A 21,438-nucleotide genomic window follows, 5' to 3' on the forward strand; every position below is an offset into this window, starting at 1 on the left:
GCTGCGGGTGCCCCTTCGGTCGCCTCGGGTCGCCTTCGCTCCCTCTGGGTTCCATTGGAGGCACAGGGCCGCGTGCTTCGCTCGGTCAGCTCTCCCAGACGGCGGCGGCCGTACGGTCGTCGGCGTAGCCCTTGACCCGGACCTGGGTGTCGGCGAGGAAGGCGGCGAGGCCGGGCGGGGTGGGGCCGGACCAGCGGCCGGTGAGGTGGTGGGCGAGTTCCGCCTCGCCGCGCAGGGGTTCGGCGAGGCCGCCGGTGCACATCAGCAGCGTGTCACCCGGACGGGCCACCGAGGCGCGGAAGCGGAAGGGTTCCCGGGGTGGTTCGGGGGCGACCTCGTAGGGGCTCGGGGGTGTGGGGATGCCCAGGTCCATGGTGAGGCGGTCGCCCTCCGGTGTCTCGGACGGCAGCGAGCCGAAGCCCACGACGGCCTCGCCGACGGCGTCCGTGACCCGGGGTTCGATGTCCTGCCACTCGCCGTCCCGGAGGCGGAACAGGCCGCCCTCACCGATGCCGAAGAAGACGCGGGTGCGGCAGTCGGGGTCGGCGGGGAGGAGGAGACAGCGCAGGGTGGCCGCGTACTCCTCCGGGTCGATGCCCTGTTCGGCGGCGCTGGCGCGGAGTTTGCCGAGGCTGCGGTCGGTGAGGCGGTGCAGGCCGGACTTGAGGTCGCCGCGGCGGGCGGCGCGCAGGTCCTCGGCGAGCCGGGCGTGACTGCGTCCGACGGCCCTGCCGATCCAGAAACAGGCCTCGGCGGAGGCGCGGTGGGCGCCCGGGGTGGCGCGGGCGCCGGTGGCCATGGCGACGAGCACGAGCGCGGTGTCTCCGGAGCCGAACCGGGCCGTGAGGAGGGAGTCCCGGCGGGGTTCACCGCGGTAGCGGGCGGAGTCCCCTCGGACGGAGGCGGCGCGGAGAGTGCAGGCGCCGTAGTGGGCGCCGTCCAGGACCGTGTCGGCTACCAGGTCGTCCAGGTCGTCGGGGTCCGCGGGAGGTAGGGCTGTGGGTTCGGCTGCATAGGTGGGGGGACCCGAGCCTACGTAGTCGATGGAGGACGGTTGCTCGGTGCGCGGAGTCGGGATCTGCGTGGGGGCGGGATCGCTTGCCCGCGCCGCCGGGGTGCCGCCTTGCTTTGGGACGGGTGCCGCCCCAGCGGCACGACTGCCCGCGGAAACAGCGGACTCCGCCGAGGCGAACCTGTCGTCCAGGGAGTCCGGGGCCGCCGTGGGGCCCGTGTCCTCCCTGGAGTCGTCGTACAACTGCGTCCACCAGTCGTCGTCCCTACCGGTGGGCCTTCCCCCCTGCTGGCTCATGCCCCTAATTGTCCACCGGCAGGGCCGGATGAAAACGGGGCAACCCGAAAATCGGGTGAGGGGGCGAACAGGGTTGCGAAATAGGGGAGAAGTGAGCCGCCGGACGGTCCCGCCCCCCACGGGAGGACCGCCCGGCGACGTCCTGGTGACCGGTCAGCGCACGTCGTAGGCGCGCTGGACGGTCTGGCTGACGGAGTTGCCCTTGGCGTCGGTCAGCTCGGTCCTCAGCGTGACCGGCTTCCCCGTCGCCCCGCCGTGGTCGACGACCGCCTCCCACGTCCCGTCGCGCCGGACGGTACGCGCCTCGGTCCAGGTCTCGCCCTCGTCGTACGAGTACGAGAGCCGCACCTCGGTGAGCTCACCGGGCTGATAGCCCGCGTGCCCGGTCGCCGTGAGGGCGATGCGCTGTCCGTCCTCGGCGGGCAGCGCCTTCAGTCCGTCCTCGGGCAGGTCGTAGCGCGGAAAGAGCAGCGGGATGCCCTGCGAGGACACGTCCTCGTCGAGCGCGGAACGGAAGGACCAGGTGGTCGTCGTGGACGTCGAGCGCTTCCAGACGCGCGCCGGCTGACCGAACTTCGCCGTGTTCAGGGTCAGTTCGTAGGCCGAGTCCTCCGCCGGGACGGTGAACACCCCGAACGGGTACGGGCTTTCGCCGATCATCTCGCCGTTCCGCTTCAGGACCATGCCGCCGATGTCGCCGAAACTGCCCTGGAGGCCCTGGTGTTGGCCGTCGCCCCAGAAGCCGGGCGCGACGCCGATCAGGTCGCCCTGCCGTTCCGCGGCGAGCGCCGCGCGCCCGCTGTCGTCGAGCGGGGTGACCGGGGTGACGACCCCGCCGTACCACTCCTCGGTGCCGTGCTCACCCTCGGCGTAGGTCCGCGCCGGGTCGACCATGAACTCGCCCCACGGGAAACTGCTGGAGACGTCCTGCCGCCAGGCGGTGTCGCCCGTGCTGTGGTACTCGGTGCGGGTGAAGGGCGCGGGGACGGTCTCCAACTGGCCGAAGTAGGCGGACAGTCCGCCCGGCCGGGTCATCGACTCCATGTCGATGTGGTCGGTTCCGGTGCCCGCCATCGAGCGGTACGTCGCCCTGGTCGCCGCCAGGTCCGAGTCCCGCACGCGATAGGTGCGCTCGGACCGGACCGGGCCGGACTCCGGGAAGGCGAGGTTGTAGACGTAGGGGCTCTTGGCAATGGCCTTCCAGCGCAGGGTCACGTCCCCGGCGGCGAGCAGGGCCGCCGCCTCGTCGGCAGGTACGGCGAGCACGGGCAGAGGGCCACCGGCGAAGCCGACGGACGGGTACCAGCGGCCGGGTGCGTCGCGGTGCACGATCAGCGCCACGGCGCCCGCGGCCTGCGCGCGCGTCGCGACCGTCCCGGCGCTGTCCCCGTCCGGCAGCCGCACCAGCGCGATCCTCCCCTTCGCCCCCGAAAGCTCCTGGGCGGTACCGGACTTGGCGTCGTACAGGTCCGCCTGCCCGGCGCCGTCGAGGTTGGCCGAGCCGAGGTGGCCCGTGGTCGGGTGGAGCGACGGGCCGCCGACGACCGCGAGTTCGGAGATCTGCGGGGCCGCGGCGCGCCAGAAGCTGTCGAACTCGAAGTCGCCGTCGCGGGCCAGACCGGTGACCGAGGCGTAGTAGCCGCCGAGGGTCCGGCCGCCCGCCGCGGTGCCCGCGTGCAGCCAGGTGTCGTCCCAGCTCCGGGCGAACCCGAGGGTGGCGCTTCGGACTTCGGCCGGCCGGTCGGTGTCGATCTCCAGCCGGTGGGCCTCCCGGGCGTCGAGGACGACGGTGGTGTCACCGCGGATCTCCAGCTGCGGGCGGGCCAGATAGGCCAGGGAGTCCACGAGCGTCCCCTCGGCCTGTGGGGTGGTGATGAAGGAGGAGAGGAAGTAGCTGCCCGGCCGGACGGCGTACGTCTGGTCCGTGGCGCCCTCGTTGAACCGGCGCTCCCCGCTCGCGTCGTCGGTGCCGATCAGGTCGACCGAGGAGGAGCCGTCGGCGGGCTTGCCGAGCCGGTCGAGGAGTTTCACCCGCAGGGTGACCGTCTCGGGCTGGACGTACAGCGCGAAGGGCGTCGAGACGGTGACGCCGTCGGCCGTGGCCAGCACGCGTCCGGTGATGTCGCCGTACTGGGCCCGGGTCAGGGTGGCCGTCGGGTCGAGCGTCAGCGGGACCTCGGCGGTGCCGCCGGCCGGGACGGTGACCGTGCGGTCGGTGAGCCGGGCGATCCGTGCGCGGACAGCGGAACCGTCGTTGCCGGTGACCCCGGCCACCGAGAGCCTCAACTTCACCGGCTCGTCGGAGGTGTTGGTGTAGGGCACGGTCACCGTGGTGCGGTCGCTCGGGTGCTGCGGCCAGTCGAAGGTGCCGCCCTGCACGGCGGGCGCGCCGAGCACCGTCTGCTCGACGGCCGCCCGGACGTCCAGGCGTCCGCCGCCGGTGGCGCGGACGTCGCCGGGGATGCCGGTCTCGGCGGAGGAGACGAGGGCCGCCTTGACGCGCTGGGCGGACCAGTCGGGGTGCCGTTGGCTGACGATGGCGGCGGCACCCGCGACATGCGGGGTCGCCATCGACGTACCGCTCATGGACTGGTAGGCGTACACGCCCCGGCCGCCCGCGTTGGCCGCGGAGATGCCGACGCCCGGGGCGGTGATCTCGGGCTTGAGGGTGTGCGCGCCGTACACCGGGCCGCGGCTGGAGAAGGAGGCCGTGGAGTCGTCGCGGTCGACGGCGCCGACGGTGAGCACGCCGGGGGCGCAACCGGGCGACGAGACCGTGTTGTTGCCGGGTCCGGTGTTGCCCGCTGCGATGACGAACAGGGTGTTCTCGCTGGTGCGGGCCAGCTCCTCGGCGGCCAGCGCCATCGGGTCGGAGCAGTCGGTGCGGGCGGGGTTGCCGAGGCTCATGGAGACGACGTCGGCGCCCTCGTCGACCGCCCACTGCATTCCGGCGATGATCCAGGAGGTCTCGCCGTAGCCGTAGTCATTGAGGACCTTGCCGTTGAGCAGCTCCGCGCCGGGCGCGACGCCCTTCTTCTTCCCGTCGCTCGCGGAGCCGGAGCCGCCGACGGTGGAGGTGGTGTGGGTGCCGTGGCCGTCGCGGTCGCTCGCGTCCTGGGAGTCGGTGAAGTTCTTCGAGGCGGCGATCCGGCCCTTGAGGTCGGGGTGTTCGGCGTCGACGCCGGTGTCCAGGACGGCAACCTTGGTTCCCTTGCCGTCGTAACCGGCGGCCCAGGCCTCGGGAGCGTTCACCTGCCGGGTCGAACGGTCCAGCGTGGCCTCGACCTTGGCGTCGAGCCACAACTTCCGTACCGGGCCGCGGGACTTGGTGACCTCGGACCAGAACCCGGCCGCCTGCTCCTTGTCCGCCTCCAGGGCGACGCCGTCGATGGCGTCGAGAGTGAGCCCACGTTCGGCGCCGCGCGGCAGGGCACGCGGGACGGCGTCGGTGCCGTAGGTCGCGATCAGCGGGAGCGTGTCGCGGTGGGCGTCGTCGTAGCCCTGCCGGACCAGCCCGGTGACATTGAACAGTTCCTCGTCGACCCGGCCCGCGGCGAGCGCCTCGACCGCGCTCTCGGGGTAGACGTACAGGTCGTCGCCGGAGCGGCGGGTCTGGGTGAAGGGGGTCCGGCCGTCGTCACCGGGCAGAGCGACTGCCCCGTCCTTCGTGACGAGGACCCGGTCGCCGGTGACGAGAGTGACGACGGAACCGGCGCCGGTGGCGGCCGGGCTGCCGGTCAGCGCTCTCGGCCCGCCGTCGGACGCTTGCGTGGGTACGGCTGCCGTGACGGCCAGGACGGCGGCGGTCGCCGCGCCGAGGGCCGTCCTCGATATCGCTCTCCCCAAGGTCGCCTTCTTCCGGTGCTGCCGTCTGCCCGGCGGACGCGAAACGCGCAGGCCAAGAAGCCCAAGGCGGGCAATACGGGCGGTGGTTGATGCTGCGGTGGCGTCACCTTGGCAGAGCGGCGGGCGGTACGGCGATGATGTGCCGAGGCGGCTTTGCGCCGTGGCCGTTTCCCGCCATGGACCCTCGGGGAGAGCGATGCTGGCAGCGATAGGGCTGGACGAGAGGCACGAGTCGGCGTACCGGGCGCTGGTGTCGGTGGGCGCGGCGGACGTCTCCGAGCTCGCGCGGCGGCTGACCCTCGGCGAGCGGGACACCGAGCGCGCCCTGCGTCTGCTGGAGCGGCACGGTCTGGCCGCGCAGTCCTCGGCCCGCCCGGGGCGCTGGGTCGCGGCGCCGCCCGGAGTCGCTCTCGGGGCACTGCTCACCCAGCAGCGGCACGAGCTGGAGCAGGCGGAGCTGGCGGCCGCGCTGCTCGCCGAGGAGTACCGGGCGGGCGCCGCCGAGGCCGCCGTGCACGATCTGGTGGAGGTGGTGACCGGCGCGGACGCGGTCGCCCGACGGTTCCTCCAGATCCAGCTCGGGGCGAGCCATGAGGTGTGCGCGCTGGTGACCGGCAACCCGGTGGTGGTGTCGGGGATGGAGAACGAGGCCGAGGAGCGGGCCGCCGACCGCGGAGTGCGCTACCGGGTGGTCGTGGAGCGTTCGGTGTTCGCGCTGCCGCACGGCATCACCGAGCTGGCGGCCGCGCTCGGCCGGGCCGAGCAGGTGCGGGTGGTGGACGAGGTGCCGACCAAATTGGTGGTCGCCGACGGCACGCTCGCCCTGGTGCCGCTCACCTCGCACGCCTCGGAGCCCGCGGCGCTGGTGGTGCACGCCAGCGGGCTGCTGGAGCTGCTCTCGGGGCTGTTCGAGTCGGTGTGGCGGGACGCGCTGCCGCTGCGGCTCGGGACGTCGGGCGGCGTGACCGAGCAGGAACCGGACGGGCCGGACGCCACCGATCTGGAGGTGCTCTCGCTGCTGCTGGCCGGGCTGACCGACGCGAGCGTGGCCAAGCAGCTCGATCTGGGCCTGAGGACCGTGCAGCGCCGGGTCAAGCGGCTCATGGAGCTGACCGGGGTGACGACCCGGCTCCAGCTCGGCTGGCACGCCTACGAGCGGGGCTGGGTGGCCCGGGACCGCTGACCTGCGGGTGTCCCGGGGCTCCGGCACGCTGGTCACATGGGCGTGTGGGATCTCCTGCTGGTCGGCATGGTCATCCTGTTCGGCCTGTGCGGAGTGCTCGTGCCGGGTGTGCCGGGGTCGTGGCTGGTGTGGGCGGCGGTCATGTGGTGGGCGCTGAAGGATCCGCGGCCGGAGGCGTGGGTCCTGCTGTGCGCGGCGACCGTCGCGCTGTTCCTCTCCCAGGTGGTCCGCTGGGCCCTGCCGCCCAGGCGGCTGCGCGAGAGCGGCGCCACCCGCCGGATGGCCGTGTACGCGGGGGCGGGCGCCTTCCTCGGCTTCTTCCTGATCCCCGTGCTCGGCGCGATCCCCGGCTTCCTGGGCGGCATCTACCTGGAGGAACGCCTGCGCCTCGGCCGCCACGCGGAGGCGAGGGCCGCCCTGCGCACGGCGATGCGCTCGGGCGGCTGGAGCGTGCTGGCGGAGCTGTTCACCTGTCTGCTGATCACGGGGGCGTGGCTGGGTGTGGTGCTCTGGGGGTGACGTAGGGCCACGGGACCAGGGCTCCGGTCCGATGTGCGGGGTGGGGCGGCCGTGTTTGGGTGGCCGTATGACCGAATTCAGCGAGGCCGAGCGGGCCTATCTCGCATCGCAGCGGCTGGGGCGTCTGGCCACCGTCGACCCGCACGGCCAGCCGCAGGCGAACCCGGTCGGGTTCTTCCCGCAGGACGACGGAACGATCCTGGTCGGCGGCCTGGCGATGGGCCGCACCAAGAAGTGGCGCAACCTACAGAAGAACCCGAAGGTCGGCCTGGTCGTCGACGATGTCGTCAGCCTGCGGCCCTGGAAGGTGCGCGGTGTCGACATCCGCGGCGAGGCGGAGCTGCTCATCGGCCCGCACGAGTTGGGCCCGCACTTCAGCGAGGAGGTGATCCGCATCCATCCGCGGCGGATCCACAGCTGGGGCCTCGACGACTAGATCGCGTGTTCTAGCGTGAGCAGGGCCGTCTTCCGCTCCAGGCCGCCCGCGTACCCGGTCAGGGAGCCGTCCGCGCCGATCACCCGGTGGCAGGGGCGGACGATCAGCAGCGGGTTGGCGCCGATCGCGCCGCCGACGGCCCGGACGGCGGCGCGGGAGGCGCCGATCCGCGCGGCGATCTCGCCGTAGGTGGTGGTGGCGCCGTAGGGCACGGTGTCGAGCGCGGCCCACACCTTCCGGCGGAAGTCGGTGCCCTCGGCGCGCAGCGGTAGCCGGAACTCCTTCAGCTCCCCCGCGAAGTAGGCGGCGAGCTGCTCCTCGGCGTCCCGGAAGGCGCCCGGGTCGTGCAGCCAGCCCTCCTGGACCGTGCGGCCGCCCTTCTGGTCCGGCACGGACAGCGAGGTCAGCGCGCCGGTCTCCGGGTCGGCGGTGAGCAGGAGCGGGCCGACGGGGCTGTCGAGGCGCGTCCATTGCGTGGTCATGACGGTTACTCCAACTCCCCTGCTGCGCACAGGTGTTGTACGGCGTACGAGCGCCAGGGGCGCCAGCTGTCGGGGACGTCGACCCCGGGCGGGGCGACGTCCGGGTCGCCGAGGGCGCGGGTGCGCACGACGGCGACGGTACGGGGGTCGAGGCCGGGCAGGGCGAGCAGTGCCGCCTCGGTGTCGTCCCGGTCGGCACCCGCGTCCAGGCGTACGGCGCCGTCGGCGAGGGCGGCGGTGAGCGCGCCCAGGGTGCCGTGCGGCTCGGCCTCGGCGAGGACGGCGGGTTCCGGGAAGAGGTGGGTGAGGTTGCCGCAGGGCGCGTCCAGCGCCTTCCCGTAGGCCCGCACCAGCCGCTCGGCACCGGCCGGCCCTACCAGCGCCCGTACGGCGAGTTCCTCGGGGTCGGCGGCGCCGGGTGAGCGGAGTCCGGGGCGGGCGGCGACCAGCGGGGCGAGCCGGGCGTCGGCGCCGAGCCGCTCGTCGATGGCGTAGGGGTCGGCGTCCAGGTCGAACAGGCGGCGCAGGCGCTGGACGGCGGTGGTGAGGTCGCGGGGGTCGGTGAGGTGGAGGTGGGCGTCGAGCCAGCCGCCGGGGTGGGTGCCGTGGCCGGTGCCCCCGGGGCGTTCGTCCAGGGCGACGATGCCGGTGCCGTGCGGCAGGCGCAGGGTGCGGCGGTAGGTGCGGCGGCCCGGGGTGCCGCTGACGTCCTCCACGCCGGGTACCGCTTCGGCCTGGAGCAGGTCGAAGACGGCGCCGGAGCGGTAGGGGCCGCGGTGGGCGAGCCGCAGCGGGATGCCGGCGGTCGGGGTGGCGGGTCGGCGGGAGGCTCGGGCGGCGGTCCGGCGCAGCTCGCTGGGGGTGCGGGCGTAGACGGTCCGGATGGTGTCGTTGAACTGTCTGACGCTGGCGAATCCGGCGGCGAACGCGATCTCGGTGATCGGCAGGTCGGTGGTCTGGAGCAGGACGCGCGCGGTGTGGGCGCGCTGGGCGCGGGCCAGCGCGACGGGTCCGGCGCCCAGCTCGCCGGTCAGCTGGCGCTGTACCTGGCGGGGGCTGTAGCCGAGCCGTCCGGCGAGACCGGCCACGCCCTCGCGGTCGACGACGCCGTCGCCGATCAGCCGCATGGCCCGGCCCACGACGTCCGCGCGGACGTTCCACTCGGCCGAGCCGGGCGCGGCGTCCGGGCGACACCGCCGGCAGGCCCGGAAACCCGAGCCCTGCGCGGCGGCGGCGGTCGCGAAGAAGCGGACGTTACGGCGCTTGGGGGTGACGGCGGGGCAGCTCGGGCGGCAGTAGATGCCGGTGGTCTCGACGGCGAAGAAGAACTCGCCGTCGAACCGCGCATCCCGGCTGCGCACCGCCTCGTACCTGGTGTCTTCGTCCATCACGCGTTCCAGTCTCGGCGATGACCGGGACCGGCGCTGGCGGGATTCGGACACCACGGTGCCGTCGGCCTCACAGCCGCCCGTTGCGCTTCACCTCCATGGCCGCCCGGCCCTCCGCGTGCTTGCGCTTCCAGTCCCGGCGGATCTCGGCGCGCAGCCGGGCGTCCGTCTTGGCGACGATGCGCTGGTTCTCGCGGATCAGCTTGCGATAGCTGTCGAGCCGTCGCTCGGGCAGCTCACCGGAGTCGATGGCGGCGAGGACCGCGCACCCCGGCTCGCTCTCGTGGGCGCAGTCGTGGAACCGGCACTGCCCGGCCAGCTCCTCGATCTCGGCGAAGACCTGCCCGACCCCGGACTCGGCGTCCCACAGCCCGACGCCGCGCAGCCCCGGGGTGTCGATCAGCACCCCGCCGCCCGGCAGCGCCAGCAGGTTCCGCGTGGTCGTGGTGTGCCGTCCCTTGCCGTCGACGTCCCGGGTGGCCTGGACGTCCATGACGTCCGCCCCGAGCAGCGCGTTCGCCAGCGTCGACTTGCCCGCGCCGGACTGCCCGAGCAGCACGGACGTACCGCCGCCGACGACGGCGGTGAGAACGTCGAGCCCCTCGTCGAGATGGGCGCTGACGGTCAGCACCGGCACCCCGGGCGCGGTCGTCTCGACGTCCTCGACGAGATGGGAGAGCGTCACGGCGTCCGGCACGAGGTCCGCCTTGGTCAGCACGACCACGGGCTGCGCGCCCGATTCCCAGGCCAGCGCGAGGAACCGTTCGATGCGCCCGAGGTCCAGCTCGACGGCGAGCGACACCGCGACGACGGCGTGATCGACGTTGGCCGCGAGGATCTGCCCCTCGGACCGCTGGGAGGAGGTGGAGCGCACGAAGGCGGTACGGCGCGGCAGATACGTCCGTACGTAGCGCGGGTTGCCCCCGGGTTCGACGGCGACCCAGTCGCCGGTGCACACGACCCGCATCGGATCGTGCGGCGTGACGAAGGCGGTGTCGGCGCGCAGGACTCCGTCGGCGGTGATGACGTCGCACTGCCCGCGGTCGACCCGGACGACCCGTCCGGGCAGCAGCCCTTCGGTGTCGTACGGGGTGAACGCGTCGGCCCAGTCGGCGTCCCAGCCGTAGGGAGCCAACGCGGAGAAAACAGAGGTGGAAGTCAACGAGGTGACCCTTCACAAGGGCGGGCCCCGGCGGCGGGTGTGGTTCAGCCGGTGGCCACGGAGGTGGACTTGATGGATTCCTGGATGCGGGCAGCGCCCATCGCAATGACAGCCATCGGTCGACACCTCCTCGTTCGCGCTCGTCCTTCTCGCATCGGTGTGATGCGCCGCCACTGTAGCCCGGCCGTGCGGCGGCGCGTCAACGCATTTTCCCGGCTCAGGCCGTGCCGCACTCCCGGCCGTTCAACTCGAAGGAGTGCGCCGGGGAGTTCTTGCCCTGCCAGGAGGCGATGAAGCCGAAGCTCAGGGTGCCGTCGGCGGGGACCGTCTTGTTGTAGTCCGCGGCGGTCGCGGTGACCCGGGAGCCGTTCTGGCCGAAGCTCGCGTCCCACATCTGGCCGACGTGCTGGCCGTCGCGGAAGGACCAGGCCACGCGCCAGGTGTCCAGAGGCCGTTCGGTGGTGACGGTGACGGTGGCCTGGAAACCGTCGGGCCACTGGTTGACCAGGTCGTAGCTGACCCGGCAGTCGGGCGGGGCGCTCGTCTCGGGGTGCGCGCCCGCCGTGGTGGTGGAGGTGCCCTGGGGTTCGGGGTCGGGGTCCTCGCTCGCCGGGGCGGACCTGGTGGCGTCGGCGGAGGGCGACGGGGAGTCACTCGCCCCGGTCTCCGTGTCCTCCGCGGAGGGCTCGAAGGACGCGCCGGGGTTGTCGGCCACCGGCTGGCGGTCCCCGGGGTCCCCGGCCGCGTCGCTCCCGGGTCCGGAGCCCGAGCCGCCGAACGGCATCATCGACACCGCGAGGGCGAGAGCGGACACCAGGACGGCCGCGACCAGCAGCCCGCCGCGCACCGCCTTCGCCTTCTGCGCGGCGGGATCGGCGGCGTCCAGGGCCGGGGTGTCGGGGCGTCCGGCGCCGAGGCGGACCTCGGCGGCCCGGCGGCGGCGCTCCAGGTAGGCGAGGCCGCCCCAGCCGATGACCCCGCCGGCCAGGGCGGCGGGCAGTCCGAGGCCGTGCAGCCGCAGACAGGCGGCGGCCTCGGAGCAGTCCACGCAGGTGGCGAGGTGGCGGGAGAGGTCGTCCGGGGTCTCGGCGATGGGTGAGCGGGTCACCGCGTCGAGCAGCCGGACGTAGCCCCGGCACTGCGGGTCCTTCGGCGCGTCCAGGTGGTTGCGGTGGCAGCGGTCCCGGAACAGGCCGCGCACCTGGGCGAGTTCGTCGGAGAGGGTGGCGGGGTCGAGGCCGAGGCGGCGGGCCACCACGGACAGCGGCAGGGCCTCCACCTCGGCCAGCCACAGCAGTTCGGCGTCCGGCTGCTGCATGTCGCGCAGACCGCGCAGGGCGAGCGGGCGGCCCTGCGGGGGTCCGGTGTAGCGGGCGGCCTTGGTGGAGTTGAGCCACAGCCGGAGTTCGGGGTCGAGCCGGTTGCCCCGTCCCGAGACCTCCCAGTCGGCCGCCGTGGTGCGTACGGCGGTCAGCAGCAGCGGTATCCGGGGCAGTCGGGGTGAGCGGCGGCCGGCGTAGCGGGTGCCGTGCGACTCGGCGGCGCGGACCTCGCGCATACCGGCCGAGAACGCCTCCGCGGCCAGTTCGTTGGCCGCGGTGGAGCCGGCCGTGCACAGGTCGGCGTACGAGAGCACGGCGTCCCAGCACTCGGAGAACAGCGCGGCCTCGGTGGCGTCCTGGGGGGTCGGCAGGTCGGGCATAGGTCTCCTGCATCCACGAGCGAGGTCAACTCGCCATATTGGCAATGGAGTTGGGGGGAACCTCGCGGCAGAGCACGACCCTTTCACGTATTCGACACAACTGACAAGCGCGCTATTCAAATGTCACGGGCGCCCGGCCGAGCCCTCCACTCCAAGGAGTTGTACGGATCCCGGGCGCCCCCTGCTCAACTCTCGTCACACGGGGGTCGGCTCTGCGGCGGGCAGACTATCCATGAAGGAGCTGACCGAGAAGACCGCGCGACCGGGTCCGGGCGGGCCGTAGCCGGGAGGCGAGGAGAGCCCGAACTCCTCCATGGTCTGGCGATAGGCCTGGAGCAGCCGGATGTGGTACTCCAGCGGGGCGCCCTGCGGGTTGGCCTTGCCGAGCGGCGTCGTCGGCTCCGGGCACCAGGTGGTGAAGCGGGGCGTGATGCCCTGGGACATGAAGAACCGAAGGCCCTCGGTGGTCGAGGCGATCGCCTCGTCGACGGTCTTGAACCCGAAGGGCTCGGCCATCTCCACGCCCGCCACGAAGTTGGGGATCACATTGCGCGCGCCGAAGATCTCCGCCGAGTCCAGGATCCGCCGGTGCCACTCGTCCCGCCCGACGTACCGCTCCTTGCCCGGGCAGTACATCTTGAACAGGTACTCGTCCCACACCTCGTAGTTGGGGTGGTAGATCTGCACGCCGTAGTCCTTGAACCGCTGGACATCGTCACGCGGCAGCGCCTGGGCGACGACCTTGCCGATCCACCGCCCCGGGAACCGCTCCTCGATGGCCTTGGCGTACCGCCCGTAGAAGTCGGCCTCGTCGCGACCGCCCACCTGCGACGTGATCGCGCCGCCGGTCAGCGTGTACGCGGTGGACGCCTTGGCGGTGTCGTACCGGTCGATGATCTCCAGCGCCTCCAGCACCTCCTCCACGTCCTTGACCCCGGTGTACGGCCGCCCGGCCGCCTTGTGCTGGCGCCAGTTGTGGTTGATGTCGCAGTACTGGCACTCCTCCTTGGCGCCGAAGTACTGGCAGACCCGGAAGACGGTGAGGTAGATCAGATAGCCCCACTGGATGGTCGGGGCGACCTCCATCACGGACTTCCCGTTGGAGAGCTTGTGCCGGTAGTACTCCGGCATCGGCGGCACCCCGACGTCCGAGATCCGCTTGCCGTCGAGGTACAGCCCGAGCATGCCGTCCCCGTCGGCGGCGACGCGATACGGCGACGACGGATTGACCCGCACGGACACCACGGTCCGCCGCAGGTCGTACGGGCCGCCGGTGAGGATGATCTCCTCGGGCGGCCTTCTGAGGGCGGCCTCGCCCAGCTCGGGCAGGGTGCCGTGGTCGAAGGAGAAGATGAAGTACGACTTCGGCTTGACCTCGCCGGACTCGTTGTCGCTCAGCGCGGACGCGTCGAAGGCGACACCGCCGCGGAGCAGGTCCTCCTTGAAGACGGCCTCCCGCGGCACATGCGGAAACCGCTCCATCAGATCCTCGACCAGCGCGGTACGGCTGCCCATCCCGTGTCTCCTCCCGGCTCAGGCGTTCGACTCCTCACGGTATGCCCCCGCGTGCCCGTCCGGCGTACCGGGTCCCCTCGTGCCGCCCGGCGGGAATGAGAAGGTCTCTCCGGAAGCACTCTCCGGGAGGGACTACGTATGACGGACAAGGTCACCAACTGGGCGGGCAACATCACCTACGCCACCAAGGAGCTGCACCGGCCGCACTCGCTCGATGCGCTGCGGGCGCTGGTGGCCGGGAGCGGTCGGGTGCGGGTGCTGGGTAGTGGGCACTCGTTCAACGAGATCGCCGAGCCGGGCGCGGACGGGGTGCTGCTCTCGCTGGCCGGGCTGCCGACCGAGATCGAGGTGGACTCGGTGGCCCGGACCGTGCGGGTCGGCGGCGGGGTGCGGTACGCCGAGCTGGCCCGAGTGGTGCACGAGCACGGGCTCGCGCTGCCGAACATGGCGTCCCTGCCGCACATCTCGGTGGCCGGGTCCGTCGCCACCGGCACCCACGGCTCGGGGGTGGCCAACGGCTCGCTCGCCGCGCCCGTGCGGGAGGTGGAGCTGGTCACGGCGGACGGCGAGACGGTACGCATCGGACGCGAGGACGCCCGCTTCGGCGGTGCCGTCACCTCCCTCGGCGCACTCGGCGTCGTCACCACGCTCACCCTGGACCTGGAGCTCGCCTTCGAGGTGGAGCAGCACGTGTTCACCGAACTGCCGCTGGAACGGCTGGAGTTCGAGACGGTCGCCAGGGCCGCGTACAGCGTCAGCCTGTTCACCGACTGGGCGGCGCCGGGCTTCAGGCAAGTGTGGCTGAAGCGGCGTACCGACCAGCCGCTCGCCGACTTCCCGTGGGCCTCGCCCGCGACCGAGAAGCTGCACCCGGTGCCGGGCATGCCCGCGGTCAACTGCACCGAGCAGTTCGGGGTGCCGGGTCCCTGGCACGAGCGCCTGCCGCACTTCCGCGCCGAGTTCACCCCGAGCAGCGGCGCCGAGCTCCAGTCCGAGTACCTGCTGCCCCGGCCGTACGCCATGGACGCGCTGCGGGCGCTGGACGCGATCCGTACGGTGGTGGCGCCGGTGCTCCAGACCTGCGAGGTGCGGACGGTGGCCGCCGATGAGCAGTGGATGTCTCCGTCGTACGGGCGTGAGACGGTGGCGCTGCACTTCACCTGGGTCGAGGACGCGGCGGCCGTGCTTCCCGTGGTGCGGCGGGTCGAGGAGGCGCTGGAGGGGATGGACGCGCGGCCGCACTGGGGGAAGGTGTTCACCATGCCGGGCGAAGTGCTGCGGGCCCGGTATCCGCGACTCGGGGACTTCAGGGAGCTGGTGGGGGCGCTGGACCCGGCGGGCAAGTTCACCAACACGTTCGTACGCGACTTTCTCCACCCCCTTTCCTAACCCCTTGTCGAAAGTCCCCCGCAGGCCATAGCCTTGCGCCGCGCCGGTGCTGATGTCGACCCGGCCCGCGAGAAGGGACGGACGGCACCTCATGAAGCGCACCTCACGTGACATCCGCACCGCGAACCGCTACGAGGTGCTGCGCCAGATCATCGCCGCGTCACCGACCTCCCGGCAGGAGCTGGCGGCCGCCACGGGGCTGAGCCTCGCCACGGTCGCCACGCTCGTCGGGGAACTGCTCGACCTGCGGATGATCACCGAGGTCGGCTTCGAGGACTCCGCGGGCGGGCGCCCCCGCGGCCTGGTCGCGGTCAACGCGTCGGGGGGCGCGTTGATCGGCGTCGACATCGCGGAGACCTACGTCCATGTCGAGCTGTTCGACCTCGCGCTGAACGTCCTGGCCCGCGCCGAGGAGGACGTCCGCCCCGGCGAGAGCCTGCCGGAGCAGGTGGTCGCCCATGTCGCCTCCGCCGTCGGCTCGGTGGTCGCGCAGGCCGGGGTCGAGGGCTCCCGGGTGCTCGGCGTCGGGGTGAGCGTGCCGGGGCAGGTGGACCGCGCCACCGGCATTTCCGAGTACGCGCCCAACTGGGACTGGCACGAGGTGCCGCTGCTCGATCTGCTCACCGAGCACATCGCCTACCCCCTGTACCTGGACAACCCGCTGCGCGCCTCCGCGGTCGCCGAGCTCTGGTTCGGGGCCGCGCGCGGGCGCGGGGACGCCGTGGTGATCAACCTCGGGACGGGCGTGGGCGCCGGGCTCGTCCTCGGCGGGGCGCTGCACCGGGGGGTCAGCAACAGCGCCGGCGAGTGGGGCCACACCACGATCGTGCTGGACGGGCGGCTGTGCCGCTGCGGCAAGCACGGCTGTGTGGAGGCGTACGTCGGGGCCTCCGGGATCATGCTGACGCTGCGGGAGCTGAGCGCCGACAGCGCGCTGCTGCATCCGGAGGACCAGACGGCCACCATCGCCGCGCTGGCCCGGGGTGTCGAGGCGGGCGATCCGGTGGCGCTCAAGGCGGTCCGCGACACCGTCCGTTATCTGGGCGCAGGCATCGCCGACCTGGTCAATCTGTTCAACCCGGAAGTGGTCGTGCTCAGCAGCTGGGTCGCGACCGCCCTCGGCGAGCCGCTGGTCGCCGAGGTCCGCGAGGCCGTCGCCCGGCACGCGCTGCCGCGGCCGATGGCCGCCACCGAGATCGTCCTCTCCCCGATCCCCACCGACCCGGTGTGCCTGGGCGCGGCGACGTTCGCGCTGGAAGGGGCGTTGCAGTCCGTCGGGCAGAGGCAGCCCAAGAGGAGCCGTACCGCACCACCTTCATGACGACGGAAGGGATGCACGTGACTCACCCCCACCGCAGCAGACCGGCCCTCATGGCAGCAGCAGCCGCATTCGCTGTCGCCGGTCCGCTGATATCCGCCCCCAACGCTGTATCCGCCCCCACCACTTCGGCCGCAACCTCCATGGCGGCCGAGGTCTCCCCGTACGCGGCCCAGACCATCGACAACATCGGTGCCTCCGGCGCCTGGTGGGTCAACGACCTGAAGAACTTCGACCCCAAGGTCCAGGCCAGGGTGGCCAAGCTGCTGTTCTCCGCCGAGGGCCTGGACCTCAGCAACTACCGCTACAACATCGGCGGTGGCGGCACGGCGGTCACCACCCCGTCCCGGGCCCCGGAGGACTTCCGTAACGACGACGGCAGTTATGACTGGTCCAAGGACAAGGGCGGCCGCACCTTCCTCGCCTACGCCGCCAAGTACGGCGTCGAGGACCTGGTCGCCTTCGTCAACAGCGCCCCGGCCGAGTGGAAGACCAACGGCAAGAGCTGCGGCGGCTATCTGAAGGCGGAGAACGAGCAGGACTTCGCCAAGTACGTCGCTGATGTCACCGACCACTTCGCCGGGCTCGGCCAGCGGTTCGACTGGATCAGCCCCTTCAACGAGCCCACCAACAGCTTCGACTCCTGCGGCCAGGAGGGCATGCTCGTCGAGGTCTCCCAGCGCGACGACATCGTGCGGGCGCTCGGCGCCGAGCAGGAGGCGCGCGGGCAGCGGACCGGCATCATCGCCGACGAGTCCACCAGCACGGTGAAGTTCAACGACGAGGTCCCGCAGTGGATCACCCAGCCGGGCACCGCCCAGTACGTCGACAAGCTCGCCCACCACACCTACGACAACCCCAGTGACGCCAACCGGGCAAAGGTCTACGAGACCGCGAAGAAGGTCGGCATCGAGTCCTGGTCGACGGAGATCTGCTGCTTCGGCAAGGGCGGTACGGGCTGGGCGCAGGAGTACGACCCGAGCATCGACGGCGGTCTGAACCTGTCCCGGATCATCCACAAGGACTTCGCGGTCGCCCATGACTCCGCGTTCCACTGGTGGGTGGCCCTCTCCGAGATGATCGGCACCGACCCGTACGCCAAGAACGACTCGGGCTGGAACGACGGCCTGATCTACTACGACCCCGACTATGCCGCCAACGGCAACCAGACCCTGTACTTCACGAAGCGGTACTACGCGCTCGGCCAGTACAGCAAGTTCGTCAAGCCGGGCTCGGTCGCGCACAACGTGACCGGGGTCCCGGAGGGTGTCGAGGTCAGCGCCTACGACCGGAAGGGCAAGTGGGTCGTAGTGGTCAACAACCACAACACGACCGACACTTCGCTGGACCTGCACTTCAACAGCAGGACACCGCTACGGGCTTCGCAGGCCGTGCGGACCTCGGCCACGGAGGACTGGGCGCGCGTCGCCAAGCCCTCGGTGAGCGGTGGCACGGTGTCGGCCTCGCTGCCGGCGCGGTCCATCACGACGTACGTCCTCGACCAGAAGGGCGGGGGCAGTTCGGCCGTCACCGGTGCCTGGCAGGGCAAGCAGTCCGGGAAGTGTCTGACGGCGGCGGTGACGATCAGCACCTGTGACAGCGGCAGCGGGCATGAGTGGTCGTACGACCGGAGGGGCGCGTTGAAGGGCTCCAACGGCTATCTGACGGCCGGGAGTTCGGGGCTGACCACGAGTGCCGACTTCACCGGTGACGCCGCCCAGCGCTGGCTGCTGAACGCCAACGGGCAGATCGTCAGCGAGGCTTCGGGCCAGTGTCTCGACGTCGGCGGACAGGCCACCGCGGACGGCAGCAAGGTGGGTCTGTGGACCTGCAACGGCGGGACCAATCAAGCCTGGTTCCGGCAGTAACCGGTAACGCCTGAAAGGGAGTTGCGGGCCGCTGGTGCGATGGCCCGCAACTCCGTCGCGTCCGGAATTCCGAACGCTTCACAACGCTTCGAACAGACTTCGTCCAACCCCTTGCCGAAGCCTTAGCCGAAGGTTAACGTCCCGCACCGCAAGAGCAGCAGCACGAGAGACAAGGACGTCCAGATGTCGGCAATGAGCAACAGCAACTGGGACCGCCGCACCGTTCTGCGCGCCGCCATGGGCCTGGCCGCCGCGGGTGGCCTCGCCGCGTGCGGCTCCAACAACGGCCGTAGCGGCGGGTCGGGTTCGGGCACCAGCCTGACGCAGTACTTCCACGCCTACGGCGAGGCGGGCACCGAGCAGGCGATCAAGAAGTACGCGAAGGCCTACGACAAGGCGAACGTGACCACGCAGTGGATCACCGGAACCAACTTCGAGAGCAAGCTGTTCTCCGCCCTGCTCACCGACAACGCGCCGGACGTCTTCGAGTTCCACCCGCAGATCCAGCTGGTCCGCAGCGGCCAGGTCGCCGATCTCAGCGACCTGATCAACCCGGTCAAGGACGACTTCAACCAGGCCGACATCGCCTCGCACACCATCGACGGGAAGATATGGGGCGTCCGCATGATCGACGACCCGCAGTTCTTCTACTACCGCAAGTCGATGCTGGCCGACGCGGGCGTCGAACCGCCCACCACGCTCGACGAGTTGGTCGAGGCGGCCGCGAAGCTCACCACCGACAAGGTCAAGGGCGTCTTCCTCGGCAACTCCGTCACCCCGGTGATGAACCCACTGATCTGGTCGACGGGCGCCGACACCCTCGACGACAAGAACCAGATCGCGTACCACACGGACGCCGTCGCCGACGGCCTCGGCAAGCTGCGGACGATGTTCAAGGACGGCCACATGCTCCTGGACGCGCCCGCCGACTGGTGGGACCCCTCCGCCATCACCCAGGGCCTGGTGGCCATCCAGTGGTGCGGCATGTGGGCGATGCCGGTGATCGAGAAGGCGCTCGGCGACGACGTCGGCATCATCCCCTTCCCGTCCTCGGCGTCGGCCGGGAAGCAGGCCGTCACCAACGGCGGCTGGTCGATGTTCGTCAACGCCAAGTCCAAGCACCTGGACGAGGCGAAGGAGTACGTCAAGTGGCTGTGGCTCGACCAGAAGGAGTACCAGGAGGACTGGGCGCTGTCCTACGGCTTCCACATCCCGCCGCGCACCTCGCTCGCCGAGTCCGCCGACAAGCTGAAGACGGGCCTGGCCGCCGAAGGGGTCAAGCTCTTCAACGAGTTCGGGCACTTCGACAACCCGGCCTGGACGCAGGCCATGATCGTCGCCCTGGAGGGCGTCATCGCCGATGCCGTCCGCAAGGGCGGCAGCCCCGAGGCCGCGCTCGACAAGGCCGACAAGACGGTGAACCGCGAGCTGAAGAAGCTGTTCGGATAGGCCGGCGGAAAGAACACCACGTCATGTCGACGACCACCGCGCGCGGTGTCGCCAAGAGCCCCGCCGCCGACGAGACCCCCGCGGTCCCGCGGCGGCGCGGGGTCCGTGGCCGCACCCTCAACTTCTGGCTCTTCACCGGCCCGTTCCTGATCGGGCTCGTGATCTTCGTCTATGTCCCGATCGGCTGGAGCGCCTACCTCTCCTTCTTCGAGGCGCGCTACACCGTCACGCCCAGCGAGTTCATCGGCTTCGAGAACTACTCGTACATGCTGACGAACGACAAGTTCGTCGAGTCCCTCATCACCTTCACCCTCTTCGCCGCCATCGTCGTCCCCATCACCTGGGCGCTCTCACTCGGCCTGGCGCTGATGGTGCACCGGATCCGCTTCATGAAGGCGTTCTTCCGGTCGGTGTTCTTCCTGCCGACGGCGGTCAGCTTCGTGGCCGCCTCGCTGATCTGGAAGATGTCCGTCTTCAGCGGTGTCCGCTTCGGCCTCGCCAACACCGTGCTGAGCTGGTTCGGCGTGGAGAACATCGCGTGGCTCGCCGACCCCAACCCGCCCTGGTACTGGCTGGTCATCGTCACCGTAAGGCTCTGGCTCCAGTCCGGCTTCTACATGATCCTCTTCCTGGCGGCCCTCCAGAACATCCCGCCGGAGCTGTACGAGGCCGCCGCCATCGACGGCGCCAAGCCCGGCTGGCAGACCTTCCGTTACGTCACCCTGCCCCAGCTGCGGGCCACCTCGACGGCCGTGATCCTGCTCCTGCTCGTCGCCGCCTACCAGGCCTTCGACGAGTTCTTCAATCTGCTCGCCAAGACCACCTGGGGCCGCCCGCCCCTGGTCGAGCTGTACTACACGGCTCTCGGCGAGAACCAGGACTACGGCGCCGGCAGCGCGGGCGCGATGATCCTGACCCTGCTGATCTGCGTGGTCACCCTGGTCCAGGGCAAGCTCATGGGCTTCGGAAGGGGTGAGGAGACCAAGTGAAAACCAGACGAGCGTCCACCAGCACCGGCCTGTACCTCGCCACCGGCTTCGCCGCCTTCCTCTTCCTCGTCCCCTTCTATCTGATCGTCCGCAACGCCCTGTCCACGGACGCCGAGATCACCGGCGAGAACTGGAAGTTCTTCCCCACCGACATCCAGTGGGGCAACTTCACCGAGCTCTTCGACGACCCGACCGTGCCCTTCGGCCAGTCGCTGTGGAACTCCGCGGTCGTCGGCGTCCTGCACACCATCGGCACCCTGCTGGTGTGCTCGCTGGCCGGGTACGGCCTGGCCCGGATCCCCTACCGGCACGCCAACAAGATCTTCTACGCCGTCCTGGTGACCCTCATGGTGCCGACCGCGGTCACCTTCGTGCCCAGCTTCGTGCTGGTCTCCTCGCTGGGCTGGGTCTCCACCCTGCGCGGACTCGTCATCCCGGGCCTGTTCTCCGGTTTCACCTGCTTCCTGTTCCGGCAGTACTTCCTGGGGTTCCCCAAGGAGCTGGAGGAGGCGGCACGCGTGGACGGGCTCGGCTACTGGGGCGCGTACTGGCGGATCGTGGTGCCCAACTCGCTGAACTTCTTCGCTGCCATCGCGACGATCACCTTCATCAGCGGCTGGAACGCCTTCCTGTGGCCCCTGGTCATCGGCCAGGACCAGGAGGCGTGGACGGTCCAGGTGGCGCTCTCCTCGTACATGACCAACCAGACCGTCAACTTCCATCTGATCTTCATGGCCACCGCCGTGTCCATCCTGCCCCTGGTGTTCGTGTTCCTGTTCCTCCAGCGCTGGCTGGTGCAGGGCGTCGCGCAGACCGGCATCAAGGGCTGACGCCCAGCCCTTCGAGACCTTCCGAGACCCTCCGAGACCTTCCGAGACCTGGA

Annotated in this window: 16 protein-coding genes; 9 read left to right on the forward strand and 7 right to left on the reverse strand. The window is 71.2% G+C overall.

Going from position 1 to position 21,438, the window contains the following annotated elements; genetic code table 11:
- Positions 1-85 precede the first annotated feature (85 nt).
- A complete protein-coding gene (locus BN159_RS10510; protein WP_015656936.1) occupies positions 86-1,309 on the reverse strand; it encodes a PP2C family serine/threonine-protein phosphatase in 1,224 nt (407 codons plus the stop codon).
- Positions 1,310-1,462: 153 nt separating this feature from the next.
- Positions 1,463-5,155 carry a S8 family serine peptidase gene (locus BN159_RS10515; protein ID WP_015656937.1) on the reverse strand — a complete coding sequence of 1,231 codons (3,693 nt, stop codon included), beginning with the start codon at positions 5,153-5,155 and terminating at the stop codon, positions 1,463-1,465.
- A gap of 196 nt (positions 5,156-5,351) precedes the next feature.
- Here BN159_RS10515 and BN159_RS10520 point away from each other — a divergent pair, with 196 nt between their 5' ends.
- The 3 genes from BN159_RS10520 (at position 5,352) to BN159_RS10530 (ending at position 7,293) form a co-directional block, all read left to right on the forward strand.
- Complete coding sequence (locus BN159_RS10520) at positions 5,352-6,338, forward strand: helix-turn-helix transcriptional regulator (RefSeq protein ID WP_015656938.1); 987 nt, start codon at positions 5,352-5,354, stop codon at positions 6,336-6,338.
- A 36-nt stretch (positions 6,339-6,374) separates the two neighbouring features.
- On the forward strand, positions 6,375-6,857 hold the full coding sequence (locus BN159_RS10525) for a DUF456 domain-containing protein (protein WP_015656939.1): 483 nt from the start codon (positions 6,375-6,377) through the stop codon (positions 6,855-6,857).
- A 67-nt stretch (positions 6,858-6,924) separates the two neighbouring features.
- Positions 6,925-7,293, forward strand: a complete 369-nt coding sequence (locus BN159_RS10530) for a PPOX class F420-dependent oxidoreductase (protein WP_015656940.1) — start codon at positions 6,925-6,927, stop codon at positions 7,291-7,293.
- Here the strand turns inward: BN159_RS10530 and BN159_RS10535 are convergent.
- From BN159_RS10535 to BN159_RS10555, 5 genes are all read right to left on the reverse strand, one after another.
- Complete coding sequence (locus tag BN159_RS10535; RefSeq protein WP_015656941.1) at positions 7,290-7,775, reverse strand: methylated-DNA--[protein]-cysteine S-methyltransferase; 486 nt, start codon at positions 7,773-7,775, stop codon at positions 7,290-7,292. The genes BN159_RS10530 and BN159_RS10535 overlap by 4 nt on opposite strands.
- Positions 7,776-7,780: 5 nt before the next feature.
- The gene (locus BN159_RS10540; RefSeq protein ID WP_015656942.1) at positions 7,781-9,163 is read right to left on the reverse strand and encodes a DNA-3-methyladenine glycosylase 2 family protein; all 1,383 of its coding nucleotides are present in this window, start codon (positions 9,161-9,163) and stop codon (positions 7,781-7,783) included.
- A 70-nt stretch (positions 9,164-9,233) separates the two neighbouring features.
- Complete coding sequence (gene rsgA / locus BN159_RS10545) at positions 9,234-10,325, reverse strand: ribosome small subunit-dependent GTPase A (RefSeq protein ID WP_015656943.1); 1,092 nt, start codon at positions 10,323-10,325, stop codon at positions 9,234-9,236.
- Positions 10,326-10,542: 217 nt separating this feature from the next.
- Positions 10,543-12,027: a cellulose-binding domain-containing protein gene (locus BN159_RS10550; RefSeq protein WP_015656944.1), complete on the reverse strand. Its 1,485-nt coding sequence runs from the start codon at positions 12,025-12,027 to the stop codon at positions 10,543-10,545.
- A gap of 195 nt (positions 12,028-12,222) precedes the next feature.
- Complete coding sequence (locus tag BN159_RS10555) at positions 12,223-13,542, reverse strand: radical SAM protein (RefSeq protein WP_015656945.1); 1,320 nt, start codon at positions 13,540-13,542, stop codon at positions 12,223-12,225.
- A 138-nt stretch (positions 13,543-13,680) separates the two neighbouring features.
- On the opposite strand from BN159_RS10555, the gene BN159_RS10560 reads away from it, so the two are divergent.
- From BN159_RS10560 to BN159_RS10585, 6 genes are all read left to right on the forward strand, one after another.
- The gene (locus BN159_RS10560) at positions 13,681-14,931 is read left to right on the forward strand and encodes an FAD-binding protein (RefSeq protein ID WP_015656946.1); all 1,251 of its coding nucleotides are present in this window, start codon (positions 13,681-13,683) and stop codon (positions 14,929-14,931) included.
- A 91-nt stretch (positions 14,932-15,022) separates the two neighbouring features.
- Positions 15,023-16,252 carry an ROK family transcriptional regulator gene (locus BN159_RS10565; RefSeq protein ID WP_015656947.1) on the forward strand — a complete coding sequence of 410 codons (1,230 nt, stop codon included), beginning with the start codon at positions 15,023-15,025 and terminating at the stop codon, positions 16,250-16,252.
- Positions 16,253-16,263: 11 nt separating this feature from the next.
- Entirely contained in the window at positions 16,264-18,117 is a 1,854-nt protein-coding gene (locus BN159_RS10570) for a glycoside hydrolase (RefSeq protein WP_041819062.1), read from the forward strand.
- Positions 18,118-18,300: 183 nt separating this feature from the next.
- On the forward strand, positions 18,301-19,566 hold the full coding sequence (locus BN159_RS10575) for an ABC transporter substrate-binding protein (protein WP_015656949.1): 1,266 nt from the start codon (positions 18,301-18,303) through the stop codon (positions 19,564-19,566).
- 23 nt (positions 19,567-19,589) lie between these two features.
- On the forward strand, positions 19,590-20,555 hold the full coding sequence (locus BN159_RS10580) for a carbohydrate ABC transporter permease (RefSeq protein WP_015656950.1): 966 nt from the start codon (positions 19,590-19,592) through the stop codon (positions 20,553-20,555).
- Complete coding sequence (locus tag BN159_RS10585; RefSeq protein ID WP_015656951.1) at positions 20,552-21,385, forward strand: carbohydrate ABC transporter permease; 834 nt, start codon at positions 20,552-20,554, stop codon at positions 21,383-21,385. The genes BN159_RS10580 and BN159_RS10585 overlap by 4 nt, the downstream gene beginning before the upstream one ends.
- Positions 21,386-21,438: the final 53 nt, after the last annotated feature.

The sequence above is a fragment of the Streptomyces davaonensis JCM 4913 genome (assembly GCF_000349325.1).
Lineage (GTDB): Bacteria > Actinomycetota > Actinomycetes > Streptomycetales > Streptomycetaceae > Streptomyces > Streptomyces davaonensis.